The organism is Kineosporiaceae bacterium SCSIO 59966 (assembly GCA_020881835.1).
In the GTDB taxonomy this organism is placed as follows: Bacteria; Actinomycetota; Actinomycetes; order Actinomycetales; family SCSIO-59966; genus SCSIO-59966.
In genome coordinates this window covers 119,518-136,484 of the sequence record CP052876.1, presented here as the reverse complement: position 1 = coordinate 136,484, position 16,967 = coordinate 119,518, and the positions used below count along the sequence as shown (strand labels likewise).

General features: G+C 69.7%; 15 protein-coding genes. 4 read left to right on the top strand and 11 right to left on the bottom strand.

Annotation, left to right across the window (positions count from 1 at the left end; genetic code table 11):
- Positions 1-14 precede the first annotated feature (14 nt).
- Positions 15-2,672: an AMP-binding protein gene (locus tag HJG43_00650; protein ID UER53307.1), complete on the top strand. Its 2,658-nt coding sequence runs from the start codon at positions 15-17 to the stop codon at positions 2,670-2,672.
- A gap of 96 nt (positions 2,673-2,768) precedes the next feature.
- Positions 2,769-3,518, top strand: a complete 750-nt coding sequence (locus tag HJG43_00645; protein UER53306.1) for a hypothetical protein — start codon at positions 2,769-2,771, stop codon at positions 3,516-3,518.
- Positions 3,519-3,539: 21 nt separating this feature from the next.
- Here the strand turns inward: HJG43_00645 and HJG43_00640 are convergent, their stop codons facing one another.
- The 3 genes from HJG43_00640 to HJG43_00630 all read right to left on the bottom strand — a co-directional run bounded on the left by HJG43_00640 (position 3,540) and on the right by HJG43_00630 (position 6,206).
- Positions 3,540-4,469 (bottom strand): dioxygenase, encoded by a 930-nt coding sequence (locus HJG43_00640; GenBank protein ID UER53305.1) that lies wholly within the window; start codon positions 4,467-4,469, stop codon positions 3,540-3,542.
- Positions 4,470-4,587: 118 nt separating this feature from the next.
- Positions 4,588-5,169: an NAD(P)-binding domain-containing protein gene (locus HJG43_00635; protein UER53304.1), complete on the bottom strand. Its 582-nt coding sequence runs from the start codon at positions 5,167-5,169 to the stop codon at positions 4,588-4,590.
- Positions 5,166-6,206, bottom strand: coding sequence for an LLM class flavin-dependent oxidoreductase (locus HJG43_00630; protein UER53303.1), 1,041 nt, complete (start codon positions 6,204-6,206; stop codon positions 5,166-5,168). The genes HJG43_00635 and HJG43_00630 overlap by 4 nt, the downstream gene beginning before the upstream one ends.
- 48 nt (positions 6,207-6,254) lie before the next feature.
- Here HJG43_00630 and HJG43_00625 point away from each other — a divergent pair, with 48 nt between their 5' ends.
- The gene (locus HJG43_00625) at positions 6,255-6,608 is read left to right on the top strand and encodes a helix-turn-helix transcriptional regulator (protein ID UER53302.1); all 354 of its coding nucleotides are present in this window, start codon (positions 6,255-6,257) and stop codon (positions 6,606-6,608) included.
- A gap of 262 nt (positions 6,609-6,870) precedes the next feature.
- Here HJG43_00625 and HJG43_00620 read toward each other — a convergent pair whose 3' ends face one another.
- The 7 genes from HJG43_00620 to HJG43_00590 all read right to left on the bottom strand — a co-directional run bounded on the left by HJG43_00620 (position 6,871) and on the right by HJG43_00590 (position 15,176).
- The gene (locus tag HJG43_00620; protein ID UER53301.1) at positions 6,871-7,605 is read right to left on the bottom strand and encodes a TSUP family transporter; all 735 of its coding nucleotides are present in this window, start codon (positions 7,603-7,605) and stop codon (positions 6,871-6,873) included.
- Between the two features lie 43 nt (positions 7,606-7,648).
- Positions 7,649-9,499, bottom strand: a complete 1,851-nt coding sequence (locus HJG43_00615) for a sulfatase (protein ID UER53300.1) — start codon at positions 9,497-9,499, stop codon at positions 7,649-7,651.
- A gap of 31 nt (positions 9,500-9,530) precedes the next feature.
- A complete protein-coding gene (locus tag HJG43_00610) occupies positions 9,531-10,832 on the bottom strand; it encodes a sulfatase (GenBank protein ID UER53299.1) in 1,302 nt (433 codons plus the stop codon).
- Between the two features lie 22 nt (positions 10,833-10,854).
- Entirely contained in the window at positions 10,855-11,697 is an 843-nt protein-coding gene (locus HJG43_00605; GenBank protein ID UER53298.1) for a carbohydrate ABC transporter permease, read from the bottom strand.
- Positions 11,690-12,649 (bottom strand): sugar ABC transporter permease, encoded by a 960-nt coding sequence (locus HJG43_00600; GenBank protein ID UER53297.1) that lies wholly within the window; start codon positions 12,647-12,649, stop codon positions 11,690-11,692. Before HJG43_00600 ends, HJG43_00605 begins: the two co-directional genes overlap by 8 nt.
- Positions 12,646-13,953 (bottom strand): extracellular solute-binding protein, encoded by a 1,308-nt coding sequence (locus HJG43_00595; protein ID UER53296.1) that lies wholly within the window; start codon positions 13,951-13,953, stop codon positions 12,646-12,648. Before HJG43_00595 ends, HJG43_00600 begins: the two co-directional genes overlap by 4 nt.
- A gap of 212 nt (positions 13,954-14,165) precedes the next feature.
- Positions 14,166-15,176 (bottom strand): LacI family DNA-binding transcriptional regulator, encoded by a 1,011-nt coding sequence (locus tag HJG43_00590; protein ID UER53295.1) that lies wholly within the window; start codon positions 15,174-15,176, stop codon positions 14,166-14,168.
- A 223-nt stretch (positions 15,177-15,399) separates the two neighbouring features.
- On the opposite strand from HJG43_00590, the gene HJG43_00585 reads away from it, so the two are divergent.
- The gene (locus HJG43_00585) at positions 15,400-16,371 is read left to right on the top strand and encodes a formylglycine-generating enzyme family protein (protein ID UER53294.1); all 972 of its coding nucleotides are present in this window, start codon (positions 15,400-15,402) and stop codon (positions 16,369-16,371) included.
- Positions 16,372-16,446: 75 nt separating this feature from the next.
- Here HJG43_00585 and HJG43_00580 read toward each other — a convergent pair whose 3' ends face one another.
- On the bottom strand, positions 16,447-16,746 hold the full coding sequence (locus HJG43_00580; protein UER53293.1) for a hypothetical protein: 300 nt from the start codon (positions 16,744-16,746) through the stop codon (positions 16,447-16,449).
- Between the last annotated feature and the right edge of the window lie 221 nt (positions 16,747-16,967).

The following is a 16,967-nucleotide window of genomic DNA, read 5'->3' as shown; positions in this document are numbered from 1 at the left end:
TTAGAGTGCTCCGGGTGTCGACGCCCCCCCGTGCCGCCGCGCCGGCCCTCCTGCTCAACCGCGTGCCGTTCGCGAGCGGCCTGGCACGCTTCGGCGACCGCCCGGCGCTGCTCACCCCGGACCGCGCCGTCGGCTACGCCGAGCTGGCGGACCTCGTCGGCACCACCCTGGCCGCCCTCGGGACCACCCGCCGCCTCGTCCTCGTCCCGGCCCGCAACGACGTGCCGACGGTCGTGGCCTACCTCGCCGCCCTCGCCGGGGGCCACCCCGTCGTCCTCGTCCCGCACGACAAGGCGGACGCCGTCACCTCACTGGGCGCGGCCTACGACCCGGACGTCGTCGTCGTCCCGGGCGAGGACGACCTGCCGCGTCTCGACGTCCGGCGCGAGGGCACGGCGCACCGGTTGCACCCGGACCTCGCCCTGCTGCTCAGCACGTCCGGGACCACCGGCTCCCCCAAGCTCGTCCGGCTCTCCGCCACCAACCTGCAGGCGAACGCCGAGTCGATCGTCGAGGCCCTCGGGATCCGCAGCACCGACGTCGCAGTCACGACACTGCCGCTGTCGTACTCCTACGGGCTGTCGGTGCTCAACAGCCACCTGGCCGTCGGCGCCAGCCTGCTGCTCACGGACCTGTCCGTGGTCGACCCGTGCTTCTGGCAGGCGTTCACCGCCCGGCGCGTGACGACCCTGCCCGGGGTCCCGCACACCTTCGAGCTGCTCGACCGTGCCGGCTTCGCCGACCGGGACCTGCCGTCGCTGCGGCTCGTCACCCAGGCCGGGGGACGGCTCGCCCCCGAGCGGGTGCGGCAGTTCGCCGAGCTCGGACGACGCCGCGGCTGGGACCTCGTCGTCATGTACGGGCAGACCGAGGCGACCGCGCGGATGGCGTGCCTGCCGGCGGACCTGGCAGCGCAGCGGCCGCAGACCATCGGCGTCCCGATTCCCGGCGGGACGTTCCACCTGCGTCCGCTGGCCCCGGACGCCGGGTCCGGCGCCGAACCCGGCGCTCGAGACCAACAGGACCCCGACGTCGGGGAGCTGGTCTACACCGGCCCCAACGTCATGCTCGGGTACGCCCACGGCCCGCACGACCTGGCGCTGGGCGCCACGGTGACCGAGCTGCGCACCGGGGACGTGGCCCGCCGGCACCCGGACGGGCTGTACGAGATCGTCGGCCGGCTGAGCCGGTTCGCCAAGCTCTTCGGGCTGCGGATCGACCTCGACCGGGTGGAGGACCTGTTCGCCGGCCTCGGGGTGCGCGCGGCCTGCGCGTCGACCGACGAGCGGATCGTCGCGGCCGTCGAGGGTTCTCACCCGGACGTCGACCTGCTCGCCCGGACCGTCGCCGCGGACCTGGGTCTGCCGGCCCGCTCGGTGGTGGCCCGCGCCGTCCGGGACCTGCCCCGGCTCGGGAACGGCAAGACCGACTACCGGGCGGTCGCGGCGCTGGCCGAGGCGCCCGAGGCATCGGTCGCGGACGGGACGTGGACGACCCAGGAGGTGCCCGCCGAGGTCCGGGGCACCGAGGACCTGCGGCGCCTGTTCGGCGTCCTGCTGGACCGGGACGACGTCCGGGACGAGGACACGTTCGTCGGTCTCGGCGGAGACTCCCTGTCCTACGTCGAGACCTCCATCCGCCTCGAGCAGGTCCTCGGGCACCTTCCCGAGGGATGGCACGTCACCCCGGTCCGGGACCTGGTGCCGCGGTCGGCGCGGACCACCGCGGGCCGCCGGCGCCGGCGGATCGCGACGGTGGAGACGAGCGTCGTCCTGCGCGCGGTGGCGATCGTCCTCATCGTGGCGACCCATGCGAAGCTGCTGGCCCTACCGGGTGGCGCGCACGTGCTGATGGCGGTGGCGGGGTTCAACTTCGCCCGGTTCCAGCTCGGCGGGGGCGACGTGCTGGCCCGGCTGCGCCGGCACCTGGGCAGCATCGCCCGCGTCGTCGTGCCGTCGGTCGCCTTCATCGCCGTCGCCGCCCTCGTCACCGACCGGTACACGCTCGCGAACGTGCTGCTGCTCAACGCCATCGTGGGTCCGCCGACGTGGACGGAGCAGTGGCACTTCTGGTTCATCGAGGTGCTCGTCTACGTCCTCGTCGCCGTCGCCGCGCTGCTCGCCCTGCCGCCGGTGGCGAGGCTGGAACGACGGCACCCGCTCGTCGTCCCGGCGGTCCTGTTCGGAGTCGGGTTGCTGGTCCGCTACGACGTCGTCGACCCGGGCGTGCCGCACACCATGCCGGTGCTGTGGTTGTTCGCCCTGGGCTGGTTCGTCGCCCGCTCCCGGACGACGTGGCACCGACTGGCCGCCTCCGCTGCGGCGGTCGTGACCGTCCCGGGGTTCTTCGGCGACCCGCAGCGCGAGCTGCTCGTCCTCGGCGGGGTGCTCCTGCTGGCCTGGGTCCCGGCACTTCCGGTGCTGCCGGGGCTCAACCGGGTCGCGGGCCTGCTCGCCGCGGCGTCCTTGTACATCTACCTGACCCACTGGCTGGTCTACCCGGCGCTGGACCACCTGCACCCGGCCGTCGGGGTCGTGGCGTCGCTGCTGGCCGGAGCCGCGTACTGGGCGGTCGCGGACCGTCCGGTGCACCGCTGGCGGGCGGTCCGGGACCGGCTCCGGCTCCGGCGGGGCGGCGCCGGCCCCACGTCAAGCCCGCACGACGTGGGGTGACGGGGTCTCGGCCCCACGTCAAGCCCGCACGACGTGGGGTGCAGGTAGGCGTGGGTCACCGCGCGCCGTGCCGGGGGGCGGGCGAGGATCGTCCGCGTGTCGGTCACCGCCTCCCTCGTCGGCGCCCTCGTCGCGACGGCCGTGCTCGCCGCACTGCACCTGTCAGCCCCGCACCTGAGGCGCTTGCCGCTGGTGCCGGAGCGCCGGATGGCGTCCTTCGCCGGCGGGATCGCAGTGTCCTACGTCTTCCTGCACCTGCTCCCGGAGATCGCGGCGGGCAACGAGGCCATCGGTGAGGCGCTCCACGACGTCATCGAACCGACCCCGCTGCTGGAGCTTGCGGTGTTCGGCGTCGCGCTGACCGGGTTCACCGTGTTCTACGGGCTGGAGCGGCTGGCCGCCCGGACGGCGCACGAACCGGGCGCCGGGGTGTACTGGGTGCACCTCGGGGCGTTCATGGTCTACAACGGGCTCATCACCTACACGATGGCCCTGAGGATCCGCACCGGGCTCGGCTTCGCCGTCCTGTTCACCGTCGCGATGGGTCTGCACTTCGTGCTCACCGACCGGGGCCTGTCGGAGGACTACCCGCGGCGGTTCCGGCACAGCGGCCGGCTACTGCTCACCGGCGCGCTGGTCGCCGGCTGGGTGGCGTCGGTGCTGCTGGCGCCGACGAGCACGCTCGTGGTGTCCCTGCTCACCGCCCTCCTCGGGGGCGCGGTGCTGCTCAACGTGGTCAAGGAGGAGGTCCCCTCGGAGCGCCGCGGCAGCTTCGGCTGGTTCGCGGCCGGACTGGTGATCTACGGCGTCCTGCTCGTGGCCGTCACCGTCCTCGGCGCCGAGTAGGACCGCGAGTGAGACGCTGTGTCACGCCGCCTGGAAGGACCGGCGGGACAGGCCGAGGCCGTAGCCGTCGAGGGTCGTCGTCACCGGTGCCGACGGGTCGGTGGCCGCGCCCAGCGCCACGAACAGCGGGATGAAGTGCTCGACCGTCGGATGGGCGTAGGGCATCCCCGGCGCCGCGGTCCGGTAGCGGGCCAGCTCGTCCACGGCGCCGCGGGCCAGGGCGTCGGCCGCCCACGCGTCGAAGTCGGCGGACCAGCCCGGGACGACCTTCCCGGTGAACACCTCCCTGGTCAGGAACGGCAGCCCGTGGGTCATGTGGCCAGACCCGACGACGAGGACGCCCTGCTCGCGCAGCGGGCGTAGTCGCCGACCGAGCGCCAGCAGCTCCTCCGGGTCGTCGGTGGGCAGGCTGAGCTGCAGGACCGGGACGTCGGCCTCCGGGTACATGATCTTCAACGGCACCCAGGAGCCGTGGTCGAGACCGCGGCTGGTGTGCTCGTGGACGTCGTGACCGTCCGGCAGCAGGGCCCGCACCTGGCGGCTCAGCCCGGCGGCGTCCGGGGTGTCGTACCGGAACGCGTAGTACATCGGGTCGAACCCGCCGAAGTCGTAGACGAGCCCCGCCGGCCGGGGCGCGCTGAGCGCCAGGGGAGCTGACTCCCAGTGCGCCGACACGATGAGGACGGCGCGGGGCCGGGGCAGCGAGCGCGCCCAGGCCAGCAGCGGGTCCAACCACGCCGGGTCGGCGAACGGCATCGGCCCGCCGCCGTGGGAGAGGAACAGGCTGGGCAGCGGCCCGTCCTCGGGCGTCCACCGGCGGTGCGGCCGCTGCGCGTCGAGCTCGGCGACCCGCCGCAGGTGCTGGGCGAACGGGTGCGAGGCGGGGATGCGGGCGTCGGCGAGTGCGGTACGGCTGGACGCGTTACCACTAGACGCGTTCTCACTGGACATGGCGGTCCTCCGGCTCGGTGGTCCCCCAACCTGGATGCTCATGATAGTTGACGGCTCAACAATCGTGAAGGGTCCATGACGAGACCGACTGACGCCAGCACACCAGGTCGCGACGGGGTCAGGAGGCCTTTGACTCGCTCTGGTACCCGAACCGCTCGCCGCCAGGTTCGAGGAGGGACCCGTCCGCGAGAGAGCCGATGACCGTCGGGGCCAGGCCGATCGTCCTCAGGAAGCTCGCGACGGTGCGGGCCGCCTCGGCGGAGTCCGTGGCGACGTCCATGGGCTGAGGCCGCTCCGGGCTCTCCTCGAGGTCGTGGTAGCCGATCTGGTTGAGGGTCTTCACCCAGACGAGCGCGGGGTGGTTCGCGGCGATGGCCTCACTGGTGCTGAGCCCGTCCAGGTCCGGGCGCGGCCCGTCGACGGGCTCCCAGTGGTTGGTCGGGTCGATGACGATGGTGCCTGGCCGCAGGGGCAGGTCGAGGGTGAGGGCAGTCGAGAACGGAACGGCGAGGATCGCCAGGTCGACGGCGTCCCACTCGGTGACAGGGGCGGCAGTGGCACCGGGAACCATGACCTCGATGACGAGATCTGTCCCGACGGCTCCTGGCCGCCCCGCGATCAGCACTTCATGCCCGGCGGCGACGGCTCGGCGGGCGACGGCTGTGCCGAGCTTGCCGGCCCCGATGATCCCGATCCTCATGAAGCGGGCACCTCCTCGTCGGCAGCGGCGTCGGCGGCAGTCTCCCGCCGGATCACCGGAAGCACCTCGGTGAGGTACAGCTCGAGACTCTGCTCAGTCAGAGCCTCGGTCATGCCGGGATCGAACTGTCCGACGAACCGGTCGGCGCCGAGCACCTCACGGTGGGACAAGATGCCCTCGATGACCTGCTGCGGGCTGCCGACCAGCAAACCGGAGGTGATCCACTGGTCGTAGACGGTCCGGGGCATCCCACCGCGGAAGCTGGGATGCACGGACAGGTACTGGGAGTAGTGCGGGAAGAACTCGTCGCGTGCTCCCTGGGAGGTGCGGCCGACGAAGACGTGGCCGCCGGTCGCCAGTCGCAGCGTCGCCGGGTCATGGCCGGCCTGCTCACCCGCCCGGCGGTACAGCTCGACCAGGCGAATGCCACTGTGCGGGCCGGCGAACAAGGACAGGAACATGGGCTGACCGAGGAGGCCGGCGCGGACGGCGCTCTGCGGAGTCCCGCCCACGCCGATCCAGATCGGCAGTCGCTCCTGCACTGGGCGGGGCCCGATGTGCACGTCGCGCAGGGGCGCCCGGTGCTGGCCGTGCCACGGCCGGGTGGGGTCGTCCCGGAGCTGGATGAGCAGGCGCACCTTCTCGTCGAAGAGAGATTCGTAGTCCCGCATGTCGTACCCGAACAGCGGGTAGGACTCGGGGAACGCGCCCCTACCGACGGTGATCTCGGCGCGGCCGTGCGAGAGGTTGTCGAGGGTGCCGAACTGCTCCATGAGGCGAACCGGGTCGGCCGTCGACACCACGACGACGGACGTCGTCAGTCGGATCCGGGTCGTCGTGGCCGCAACCGCCGCGAGCACCACTTCCGGGGCGGAGACGACGTAGTCGGGCCGGTGGTGCTCTCCGACCGCAAAGACGTCCAGTCCGGCTGCGTCAGCGAGTCGCGCGTGGCGGACGAGCGCGTCGAGTCGCCTCTGTGGTGCATGAGGGTCGTCCGGGTCGAGGATGTCGCCGAAGGAGTAGATGCCGAGCTCCATGTGGGCCACGTTAGTATGCTCGGGATACTGGTTACCAAGGAGATACCCATGGCGGCCATGGTGGAAGACCCGTGCCCGTTCGCGCCGATGGCGGAGATCGTGTTCGGCAAGTGGACGGCGCACGTCCTGTGGGTGCTGGGCGAGCACGGCCGGCTGCGCTTCAGTGAGTTGCGCGCTCTGCTGCCCGGCGTGACACCCAAGGTCCTCACCGAGCGGCTGCGCCGTCTGGAACGCGATGGGCTGGTGACGCGCACGTACCATGCGGAGGTGCCGCCGAGGGTGGAGTACGAGGCGACCGAGCTGGCCGACACGCTGGTGCCCATCTTCCGCCAGCTCACCGACTGGAACAGCAAGCACCTCCACGAAGTGCATGCGGCTCAGCTGCGTTACGACCGGGCGTGACCTGCGTCCCAACCTCGTCCCGGCCCACGTTGGAGGCGCCCACGGTCGGCTCGGCGGTGAGCGTCGGGTGCCGGCACAGCACCCCGACGAGTGGCTCCGGCCCGGTGAGTCCGCCAGGCACTGGACCGCTGCGGGGATGGACGACGACCGGGACGCCGGGCTCGCGGAAGAAGGTCACGGACGGCGCACACTCCGGCGTCCTGAGGCCCGTCCGGCGGCGACCTTCGGGCACGCTGCAACGACACGGCTGCCCGACGACCGGCTACCCAATGAGGGTTCGCGCGCCGTCGACCACTGCCAGCAGACCGCCGGCACCGGCGAGCAGCACCACCACGTTGCGGGCGAGCGCTGGGGACGGTACGACCCGTTCACCGAGGACGAGGCCCACCACCATGGCTGTCGCCAGACAGGCCCACACCGGGAGGCTGAGTCCTGGCCAGGTGCGGGGATCGGCGAGGAGTCGCCCGGTGATGGTGATGACGCCCAGGAGAGCGAAGTACGGCTGCATCGTCGCGGCGAAGTCCTTCGCCTCCCAGCGTGTGAGGATGGCGAGCACGGCCATGGCGGACCCTCCCACGCCTGCGAGCGCACCCATCAGACCCGACGCGGTCCCCGCCACCGCCGTGACCGTGGTAGTCCGGGCGACCGACGTCGTGCGGACGACGAGGACGGACGTGCCGACAGCGAGCATGATCACTGCTCCGGCGGCGATCTGGGCTGCCGCCACGGAAAGGGCTCGAGTGATGACCACACCGAGCAGAACGCCGACCGCGGCGGACGGCAGCAGCCCACCGACTGCCGGCCAGTGAATGTCCTGCCGGACCCGCACCATCACGAGGACGGCCGAGACGATACCCAGAGCGTTCACCAGGACCACTCCGGGGCCGGGGCCAAGGGCTAGGACGGCGAAGGGGGCCACGAGCATGGCGAACCCGATCCCAGTGAGTCGCTGGACGGCGGAGGCGACGAGCACAGCGATGACGAGGAGCGCTGTCACGAGGTGGGTCTCGCGTCAACCAGCTCAGCGCCGCGTCGGTGGGTCAGGACCATGTCGGGCGTGTGCGGTCGCTCAGCTGCTCCGCCGGGTCTGCGTCCCGGTTGATTGCCTCGGCGGGAGGCAGCTCGGCCAACTCCGCAGCGATCGTGCGCAGGACGTCCCACGGCAGCACTCCGATCAGGCTGGTGGCCGCCCGGTACAGCGAGATCTCGCCGCAGACCCGACCGAAGGGGCCGACCGCGACCGGTTTGCAGTGACGACGCAGGACGTCAGCGGACGGCGGGTGGGCGAGCAGGTCCTTGACCCGAGTGCGGACCCCGAAGGGAGAGTCCGGGAACTCGTCGACCGGCGGCGCTCCTCTCCGCGACGCCTGCACCTGGTCATGCTGGTCGGCGCACAGGAGGTGGTCGTCAGCAACCGGGCCGACCTTGGGCAGGCCGAGACGTTCGTACTGACTTTCCGGCGCCTCGCTCTCGCGGAGCAACTGCACCAGCGCCGTAGCCATCCGGCGTTCGATCTCGTCGTCGACGAGCGGATGCTGTTGCCGGGGATCATCGTCCAGGTCGAAGAGCAGTGTCCCGAAGGCGTAGGGGTCGTTGAAGACGTGGCCCTCGGTGCGCAGTACAGGCACGTTCTTGGTGAAGGAGAACCCCTGGTGGAGGCTCGCGCTGGCCAGCTCGTCGTGGCTGAAGAAGCCGCGCATGTGGGTGGGCATGAGCGTGTGCTCGTACAGGGGGCGGTTTCCCGGTTCCCGGCAGGCGCGCATGTACACGTACCGGCCGTCGGTGACGGAGACATGGCCGCCGAAGGCTCCGAAGAGGGCGTACTCGCGCACGGGTCGGCCGGCTTCGATCACTTCGCGCAGGGGGACGCCCTGCATCGCGGGCGTCCGGTCGACGCCGAAGAACTCCAGCAACGTGGGACCGAGGTCGATCGTCTGGACCAGCTCGTCACGACGCTCACCGCGCACGCCGGTACGGGGGTCCCACACGAACAACGGCGTGTGGATCGTCTCGTCGTACCAGGGCTGCACGCTCTTGCCCCACCAGCCCTGCTCACCCAGCAGGAACCCGTGATCGGTACAGACGACGAGCAGCGTGTCGTCCCACAGCTCGAGCTCGTCCATCGCGTCCAGCACTCGCCCCAGGGAGGCGTCGCACATGGAGACGAGCGCCGCGTAGTGTCGCCGGACGTTTGCCTGCACGTCCTCACTCTCGGTGACCTGCGCGTAGTCGGGCCAGTCGTACTCGGGCACGGATGTGTCGTTTCCGCCGTACATCGCCAGGAAGGAGGGATCGCTGAAGAACGGCTCGTGCGGGTCGAACGTCTCGATCTGCACGAACCAGTCCTGCTCGCTGGCGTTGTCGCGGACGAACTCCAGGCCGGCGTCGAAGGTGCGGGTCTGGGGATGGTCCGGCACCCCGTTCAGGTACAGGCGGTTGACGCGGTCCTGTCGCCAGGTGCCGCTTCGGTTGACCCGCAGGCTGTCGGGAACGGGAGGGTCCGCGACGCGGCCCTTCCACGGGTCGCCCTGCTGGCCACGGATCAGCGAGCACGTGCCGTACCGCGTGTGGTACGTGGCGCCGCCGTCCTCCCAGTAGTGCATGTGGTCGGTCGCCAGGTGAGTCGTGACGCCCGCGTCGCCCAGCAGTGCAGGGACGGAGTCGTCGAACGGCTCCAGCGGGCCCCAGCCACGATGAAGAAAGTTGTACCTGCCGGTGTGCAGCTCTCTGCGAGCCGGCATGCACGGCATGCTCCCGGCGTAGGCGTTCTCGAAGCGAACACTGTTACGAGCCAGCCGCTCGAAGTTCGGAGCGGCGATCCCGCAGTCGGGGTGGTACGGCGGCAGGTACCGGCGGTTGAGGCTGTCGAACATGACGACGATGGCGCGCACAGGGACGTCACCTTCCTGCAGCAGTTGAGGCTTACGCGTTGGGCGCGGCCCGGGGATTCAGTGGGGGTTCCGGCGGCGGGACGGCACCGGACAGCACGGGGTCGTCGCTTCGCTGGAGGTGCTCCAGGAGTCGAGCTGCCATCTCCTGGCGGAGAGTCGCGCACTGTGGGTCCTCGGCGCGGTTGTCCAGCTCCCACGGGTCGCTCTCCAGAAGGTAGAGCTCCTCCTCCGGTCGTGGGGCCAGGTGCGCGTCCCCCATGCCCTTTCTCGTCTCGCTCTCCTCGAGATCCTGCGCCAGCGGCAGGCGCGGGCCGGCCACGAAGTTGCGGATGTACTTGGTCGACTCGGTTCGGACAGCCCGAATGGGGTCGTAGCGGTCGTGGTAGGTCTTCTCGAGGAAGAGCTCCCGGCTGCGTTCACCTTCAGAGCCGCCCCTGATCTGGTCGAGGATGCTGACACCTTCGAGGTCGTCCGGCGCTTCCACCCCGGCCAGCTCGATCAGTGTCGGGGTGATGTCGAGGTGGCTCACGAGACCCGCGTGGCGCCCTGGAGGGACGCCCCAGGCCGGAGGTGGACTCACGATCAGCGCGACCTTGACGCCGGCGTCGTACAACGTGCTCTTAGCCCGCGGGAACGGCACCCCGTGATCCGTCGTGAAGATGATCAGGGTGTTGTCCCCGTCAGGCCCGGACCGCAGAGTGCGCACGATCCTGCCGACGGCCTCGTCCATCTGCCGGATGGCCCCGTAGAACGCGCTGATGTCGCGCCGGCTGTGCTCGTTGTCCGGCAGGTAGGGAGGCACGGTCACTGACGCCGGATCGACCGGCTCGTAGTCCTCGGCCGGCCACGGTCGGTGAACCTCCCACAGACCGATCACGGCGAAGTAGGGCTGGTCGGCACCCGGCTTGCTGCCGTCCATCCACCGCTGGGTGAGCCGTGCGACCTCCAGGGCGCGGGGCAGGAAGCCCAGCCCGTGGACCTCGTCATAGCCGAGCACGCGAGCGTCCAGGTCCTCGTGCTGCAGGCCCAGCAGGGTCGTGCGGTAGCCGGCCTTCGACAGGAGCTCCGGCAGGGTGACGACGCCGCTGCGGTACCGCCAGCCCTGATGGGCGAGCCCCATGAGCCCGTTGGAGTGCGGCAAGCGGCCGGTGAACAGCGAGGCGCGCGCCGGCGTGCACAGCGGGGCCGTGGCGAAGGCCTTGTCGAACACGATCGCGTTGTCGGCGAACTCCTGAAGGTGAGGACTGGGCACCCCGTCCCACCCGTAGCAGCTGAGCCAGTCGCCAAGGTCGTGGCAGTGGATCAGGGCGACGTTCGGCAGCGGGTTCGTCATGAACTCTCCTGGCTAGTGGTAGTCAGCCCTTGACCGCGCCGCGTGTCAGCCCGGCGACGATCTGGCGGTTCGCGATGACTGCGAGAAGGATGATGGGGATGGCGGTGACGGCACCGACCGCAGCCATGGGCCCGAACTTGATCTCCTGCGGCTGAATCAGTGTGGCGATGCCCACGGTGATCGGGGCCTCCCGCCCGCCGGCGGTGAACACAAGACCGAAGAGGAACTCGTTCCAGACCTGAATGGCGGTGAACACCGCCACGGACGCAACTCCGGGCGCCGCGAGAGGGAGCATGATCTTGCGAAAGGTCATGAACTCGCTGGCACCGTCGATCGCGGCCGACTCCCGCAGCTCGCCGGGCAACGTGTCGAAGTAGAACTTGATCAGGATGACGGCGAACGGCAGGTTGAACACGATGTTCAGCAGGATCAAGCCGGTGAGCGTGCCGTTCAGGTTGATGGTCTGCAGGGTCGCGAACAACCCCGGGACCAGTGTCATCGGCGGGATCACCTGGAGCAGACCGGCGCCCGCGAGAACGAGCGCGACTGTCCGCCGAGACCAGTGCAGCTGGCTGAGGCTGTAGGCGGCGAAGGCCGCGATGACCAGCGTGACTGAGGTTGAGACCACCACCAGGATGACGCTGTTGAGGACCTGCGCGCCGTACACCTCGCGCGGGCCGAACACCTCCTCGAAGTTGGCCAGCGAGAAGTCGAAGGTCCAGCCCGGCGAGACGATCGCCCGAGGGCGCTGAAAGGCGATGAGCAGCAGCCACAGGATCGGGACGACGGTCCAGACGACCGCAGCTCCGAGGAGAATGCGCACGAGCCACGAGCCATGACGGTTGTGCACGGTCTGATCAGGCATGACGGACACCTCGAACCACGCGGCGGACCAGGAGCACGGCGAGCAGCGTCACGAGGACGAGGACGACCACGGTGACACTGAGCGCGGAGCCGAACCCGTACTGGAAGGACTCGAAGAACACCGACCTGAGGTAGATGCTGATCACGGTCGTCGCGGTGCCCGGACCCCCGAAGGTCAGCAGGTACATCTCGTCGAACACCTTCACTCCCATCAGCACGCGAATGGCCACCGCGCCGAGGATCGCCGGCGTGAGCAGCGGCAGGACGATGTAGCGAACGGTGGCGAGGTAGCTCGCCCCGTCGATGCTCGCCGCCTCGAGCACGGAGGAGTCCAGAGAACGCAGCGCGGTGTAGATGAGCAGGAAGACGATGGGCGTCCAGTGCCAGACGTCGACGACGATGACGCTGGCCATCGCACCGACAGGCTCGCCCAGCCAGGTCTGCGGGGACGCGCCGACCGACGTCAGGATCTTGTTCAGCAGGCCCACCTGCGGGCTGAGAATCAGCAGCCACGCGACACTGATCACGACCGGCGCGACGATGGCGGGCCACAGGAGCACGTTCTGGATCAGCCTCTGACCGCGGACCAGACGGTCCGCGGCAAGGGCCAGCGCCACGCCCAGCACTACCGTGATCAGGACGGTGAAGAAGATGAAGACGAGCGAGTTCCACAGCGAGACCCGGAAGGTCTCGTCCTCGAGCATCCGCTGGTAGTTGGCCAGGCCCGCGAACTCCCACACGAGGTCCCCTGCGGAGAGCCGCACGTCACCAAAGGACATCCAGACCATCTGCCCGATGGGGAAACCCACGAGCAGAACCAGGACGAGGATCAGCGGGAGCAGCGACAGGACCTTGAAGGCCGAGAGGCGTCGGCGGTCCCGACCGCCGCCGGCGCGCCCGGCACCGCGCGAGCCGACGGCCGTCGGGACCACACTGGTCGGCGTCGCCGTCATGAACCGAAGCCGGCTTCCTCCACCACCCGGGTCAAACCGTCTTGGATCCGGGTGACGGCTTCGTCCAACGACACCGTGCCCGCGAGGTACTCACCGATGGTCGGGTCCGTGACCTCGAGCATGAGCGGTGTGAACGTGTATCGCAGTCCGCCGCGAATCATGTCGGCGGAGTCGATGATGACCTGCAGCTCGGGGCGGTCGCTGTCGACGTCCGTCCGCGTCGTGATGCCTCCCGCGTCCGCCCACGCCTGCATCGTCTCCTGGCTGGTGAGCCAGGTGATGAAGTCGTAGGCAGCCTGGGTGCGCTCCTCAGGTAGTCCGGTGGGGATGCCGACCGTCCACGTGCCACTGACCGGCGTCTGACCGGGGAGGACGGCGTAACCGATCTGCCCTGCCACGGTGGAGGCGCCTTCGTCCTCCAGGGGCGCCGCAACCGCTGAGACGAGCGTTGCCTGGAGGACGGACCCGCCCTGCATGAGCGAGGTCGCCTCCGCCTGGGCGACGGTCTGCGGTGCGTCCGGCCCGATCTCGGCCAGCGCCTTGAACTGCTCCAGCGCCGCCCGGAACTCGGGCGTGTCCGCCTGAGGCGTCCAGTCACCGTCCTGCTCGCCAGCGAACCAACGCCCACCGTGGGAGAAGAGCACTGCGCTGAAGTCGTAGGTCGGCGTCTTGCCACGCAGCACGTACCCGTGCTCGACACCGCCGGCCAGGCCTGCCTCGCCGTTGGCGATGACCTCGTCCCAGGTCGTCGGTACCTCGAGGCCGAGCTCGTCGTACAGGTCCGCCCGGTACATGAACTCATGAATGTTGCCGTTGATCGGCAACGCGTACGGCACGCCGTCCACCGACGTGGTCCGGTTCTCGGCGTCCCACCGACCGACGCCGTCGAACTCGATGAGATTGGGGTCCCACGCGAAGTCCGGGTCGACCTCTGGCAGCGGCTGGACCCACTGGTTGTCGTAGAACTGACCGACCCACTGCTCGTTGAGCTGGAACACGTCGAAGGCGTTCGACCCGTTCTGGGCGGCGTTTGCCTGCTGCGTGAGGAGACCGTCGAAGGGGAAGGTCCGCATAGTGACCCTCACCCCCGTCTCCTCCTCGTAGAGGTCCGCCATCTCCTCATAGCTGGCCAGCCACGGCGTCTCGGCGGTAGCGATCACGATCTCGTCGACGGCGACGTCGTCGCCGTCGCCGTCGCCGTCAGACTCGGCTGCGCCGTCCGAGCCGCAAGCCGACAGGGCTACGAGGGCACCCAGCCCGACCGCAGCGGCTGGTGCAACCCGCGCGAAAGGTCGACGTGTCATGTGACTCTCCCTTGGATCGATCTAACCGTCAGTGGATACAGCCGGTATCAGTGACTCGCTCAGCGGCTTCCCGGACGTCGCGGCGGGCCCTGAGGTGATGCTCATCACCTTGGATCGATCCGAACGCTAGGTGGCGACCATGGAGCCTGTCAACGACTTCGGCCGCGTCTCGTCCAGCGAGCGCTCGCGGGCCCAGGTCCTCTCCGCGGGGGCTACGCGTGGGCGCCGCAGGACTCCCGGAGCTGCAGTGTGGGCGTGAAGACGGCGGTTCGTGCGCTCGCCGAGCGACCGGGACGCTCAATTCGTTCAAGGAGCAGCGCGGCGGCCGTGCGACCCATCTCGTCACTGGAGACGGAGATCGAGGTGACGGACGGCGACCACGACCTAGCGTGCTCGACGTCGTCGTAGCCGATGACTCGGACCTGCTCTCCCACTGACCAGCCGGCATCCCGTAGGGCGCGCATGGCACCGAAGGCGATGGCGTCGCTGTGGCACGCCAGTCCCTCCGGTGGCGGGCCGGACTGCAGCAGCGCTCGTGCCGCCTCATAACCGGCCGAGCTGGAGGTCTCGGTGCCTTGAGACCACTCCTCGGCGAACGTCACGCCGGCCGTGAGAACTGTGTCGGCAAAGGCGTCGTGCCGAGTGGCGCGTGCGTACGTGTCCACCGGCCCGCCGAAGTAGGCCAGTGACTGGCAGCCGTGGTCGAGCAGGTGCTCGGCCGCCAGCTGTCCCCCTCGACGGTCGTCCGAACCGACCCAGTCACCCTCAGCTGCCCCGGCGATTCTTCGGGTGAGCAGGACGTGGGGCACGCCGTAGTGATCCAGCGGTTGAAGGACGTCAGGACCCGAGCCAATTGCTGGAACGATGAGCAGACCGTCGACCCGGTACTCCAGGAGTGTCTCCAGCACAGCGATCTGCCGATCAGGGCTCTCGAGTGTGTTGGCGAGCAGGACGGTGAAGCCTGACGGGCTCAGCTGCTCCTCGACCGCCTGAACGAGTGCAGCGAAGAACGGGTTCGCGAGACCCGGGATCAGCAAGCCGATCGTGTGACTCTTCCGGGTCCGCAGGGCGGCGGCACGGCGGTCGTACACGTACCCGAGGTCTTTCGCGGCGGTGAGCACCGCCGCCTTCGTCGCGGTCGCCACCAGCGGGCTGTCCTGGAAGACGAGTGACGCCGTGGACCGCGAGAAGCCTGCGTGACGTGCTACGTCCGCAAGGGTCACCCGCCGCGGCGTCCGTGTCGAGTCCAAGGCCGTGTCGCCTCTCCAAGGCCGGGCGCTCCTTGACGAGCCAGCCCGCTTGGACCGATCCTACGACGACACGGAGGCGAAGCTCGGAGTGCTTGAACGCCTCTGGGAGGTTGCTTCCTTGCCCGACAGGTCCGCCCATCACCGTGACCGCGGCCACGAGGTCGCCGGGTCGACGTACTTAGAGGGGACGTGAGCCGTGACGGACGGAGAGGGTCGTGCACCCGCCGCCTGCTGCGCCCCGTCGCGGTCGCACGAGACGCTCACGGCACCGGCCCGGAGCGGCCCGCGGCCGACCGGCGACGGTGGGATCCATGCGATTGAGCAGGTGACGGTCCCTGGCGGCGCATTCTTGATGGGCGACCACCACGGTGACGGGATCGCGTCCGACGGAGAGCGACCCGTTCACCGCGTCGAGCTCGAGGCGTTCTCCATCGACGCCACCAGCGTGACGAACGAGGCGTTCTCTCATTTCGTCGAGGACACCGGCTACGTCACCGAGGCCGAGCAGTTCGGGTACTCAGCGGTGTTCCATCTGGCGCTGGCAGCTGACCCTGACGACATCGTCGGACGGCCACCAGCTACTCCGTGGTGGTTGGGCGTCCGGGGCGCAAGCTGGCGGCACCCCGAGGGGCGCCGGTCCAGCACCGAGGGGCGCGAGGACCACCCTGTCGTCCACGTCAGCTGGAACGATGCACAGGCATACTGCGCGTGGGCCAACCGGCGACTCCCGACCGAGGCCGAGTGGGAGTACGCGTCCCGGGGAGGGCTCGAAGGAGCCCGCTACCCGTGGGGAAATGACCTGGCACCGCCACACGGAAATGAATGGCGATGCAATATCTGGCAGGGGCGGTTCCCGGTGCTGAACACCCAGGAAGACGGTTTCCTCACCACTGCACCGGTTCGCACCTACGCGCCGAACGGGTTCGGCTTGTGGCAGACGGTCGGCAACGTGTGGGAGTGGTGCAGCGACTGGTTCTCTCCGAGGTACTTCGAGAACTCGCCGACCGTAGCGCCTCAGGGCCCTGACAGGGGAACCGCGCGGGTCATGCGCGGCGGCTCGTTCCTCTGTCACGACTCGTACTGCAACCGGTACCGGAACGCCGCGCGTTCCTCCAACACTCCGGACTCGTCCATGGCCAACGGGGGCTTCCGTACCGTCGGGGCGTAGGCAGGGCCTGGCGCGGTGGAGACCAGCCGGCCATGTCGGTGCTGCGTCGAAGAATCTCAGCCAGTTGCGCCCTCGTCACGGTCCGCGCCGTTCCCGCACTGAACGACCGTCCCCGTCGTGCGCGTAGCTGATGTCAATGTCAGGAAGCTGGTTCTGCAACTCGTAGGCCAGGTTCAGGCCCTCACGAATCCAGGCGTCCTCCACCTCGGGACTCTCCCACTCAAAGTTCGTCGCGGCGAGGTTCTCAAACTGCTCATTCCACCCTCGGAGACGACTGACGAGTTGCGGTGTGACACCGAGGTCGGTGAGTCGTACAGGCCCGCCGTGACCCGTCGGCCTGGCCCACACCGGATCCTCCACGCCGTACTCGGCCATGACCAGGAGAGCACTCGGGCGAGCGTCAGCCTCGCCGGCGAAGCGGTCCGGAGGAGCGCCACACGGACGGTCAGCGCTCCCCTCAACCTCGCTGGGCCGATCAGTCACCGCCAACCTTCCTCCTCCGGCCCAGTATCGCCCTGCCTCGGTTCGTCCCCGTCGCCGGCACCAGAGCCCGCAGGGCCCCACCCGTCGTCCGAGTACGACGACTGCGGGGACCG

Excerpts from the sequence above, each read along its gene's own strand:
- HJG43_00600 (UER53297.1), bottom strand. The coding sequence starts at position 12,649 with ATGACGGCGACGCCGACCAGTGTGGTCCCGACGGCCGTCGGCTCGCGC.
- HJG43_00625 (UER53302.1), top strand. The coding sequence starts at position 6,255 with ATGGCGGCCATGGTGGAAGACCCGTGCCCGTTCGCGCCGATGGCGGAG.
- HJG43_00580 (UER53293.1), bottom strand. The coding sequence starts at position 16,746 with ATGGCCGAGTACGGCGTGGAGGATCCGGTGTGGGCCAGGCCGACGGGT.
- HJG43_00635 (UER53304.1), bottom strand. The coding sequence starts at position 5,169 with ATGAGGATCGGGATCATCGGGGCCGGCAAGCTCGGCACAGCCGTCGCC.
- HJG43_00605 (UER53298.1), bottom strand. The coding sequence starts at position 11,697 with ATGCCTGATCAGACCGTGCACAACCGTCATGGCTCGTGGCTCGTGCGC.
- HJG43_00595 (UER53296.1), bottom strand. The coding sequence starts at position 13,953 with ATGACACGTCGACCTTTCGCGCGGGTTGCACCAGCCGCTGCGGTCGGG.
- HJG43_00640 (UER53305.1), bottom strand. The coding sequence starts at position 4,469 with ATGTCCAGTGAGAACGCGTCTAGTGGTAACGCGTCCAGCCGTACCGCA.
- HJG43_00610 (UER53299.1), bottom strand. The coding sequence starts at position 10,832 with ATGACGAACCCGCTGCCGAACGTCGCCCTGATCCACTGCCACGACCTT.
- HJG43_00630 (UER53303.1), bottom strand. The coding sequence starts at position 6,206 with ATGGAGCTCGGCATCTACTCCTTCGGCGACATCCTCGACCCGGACGAC.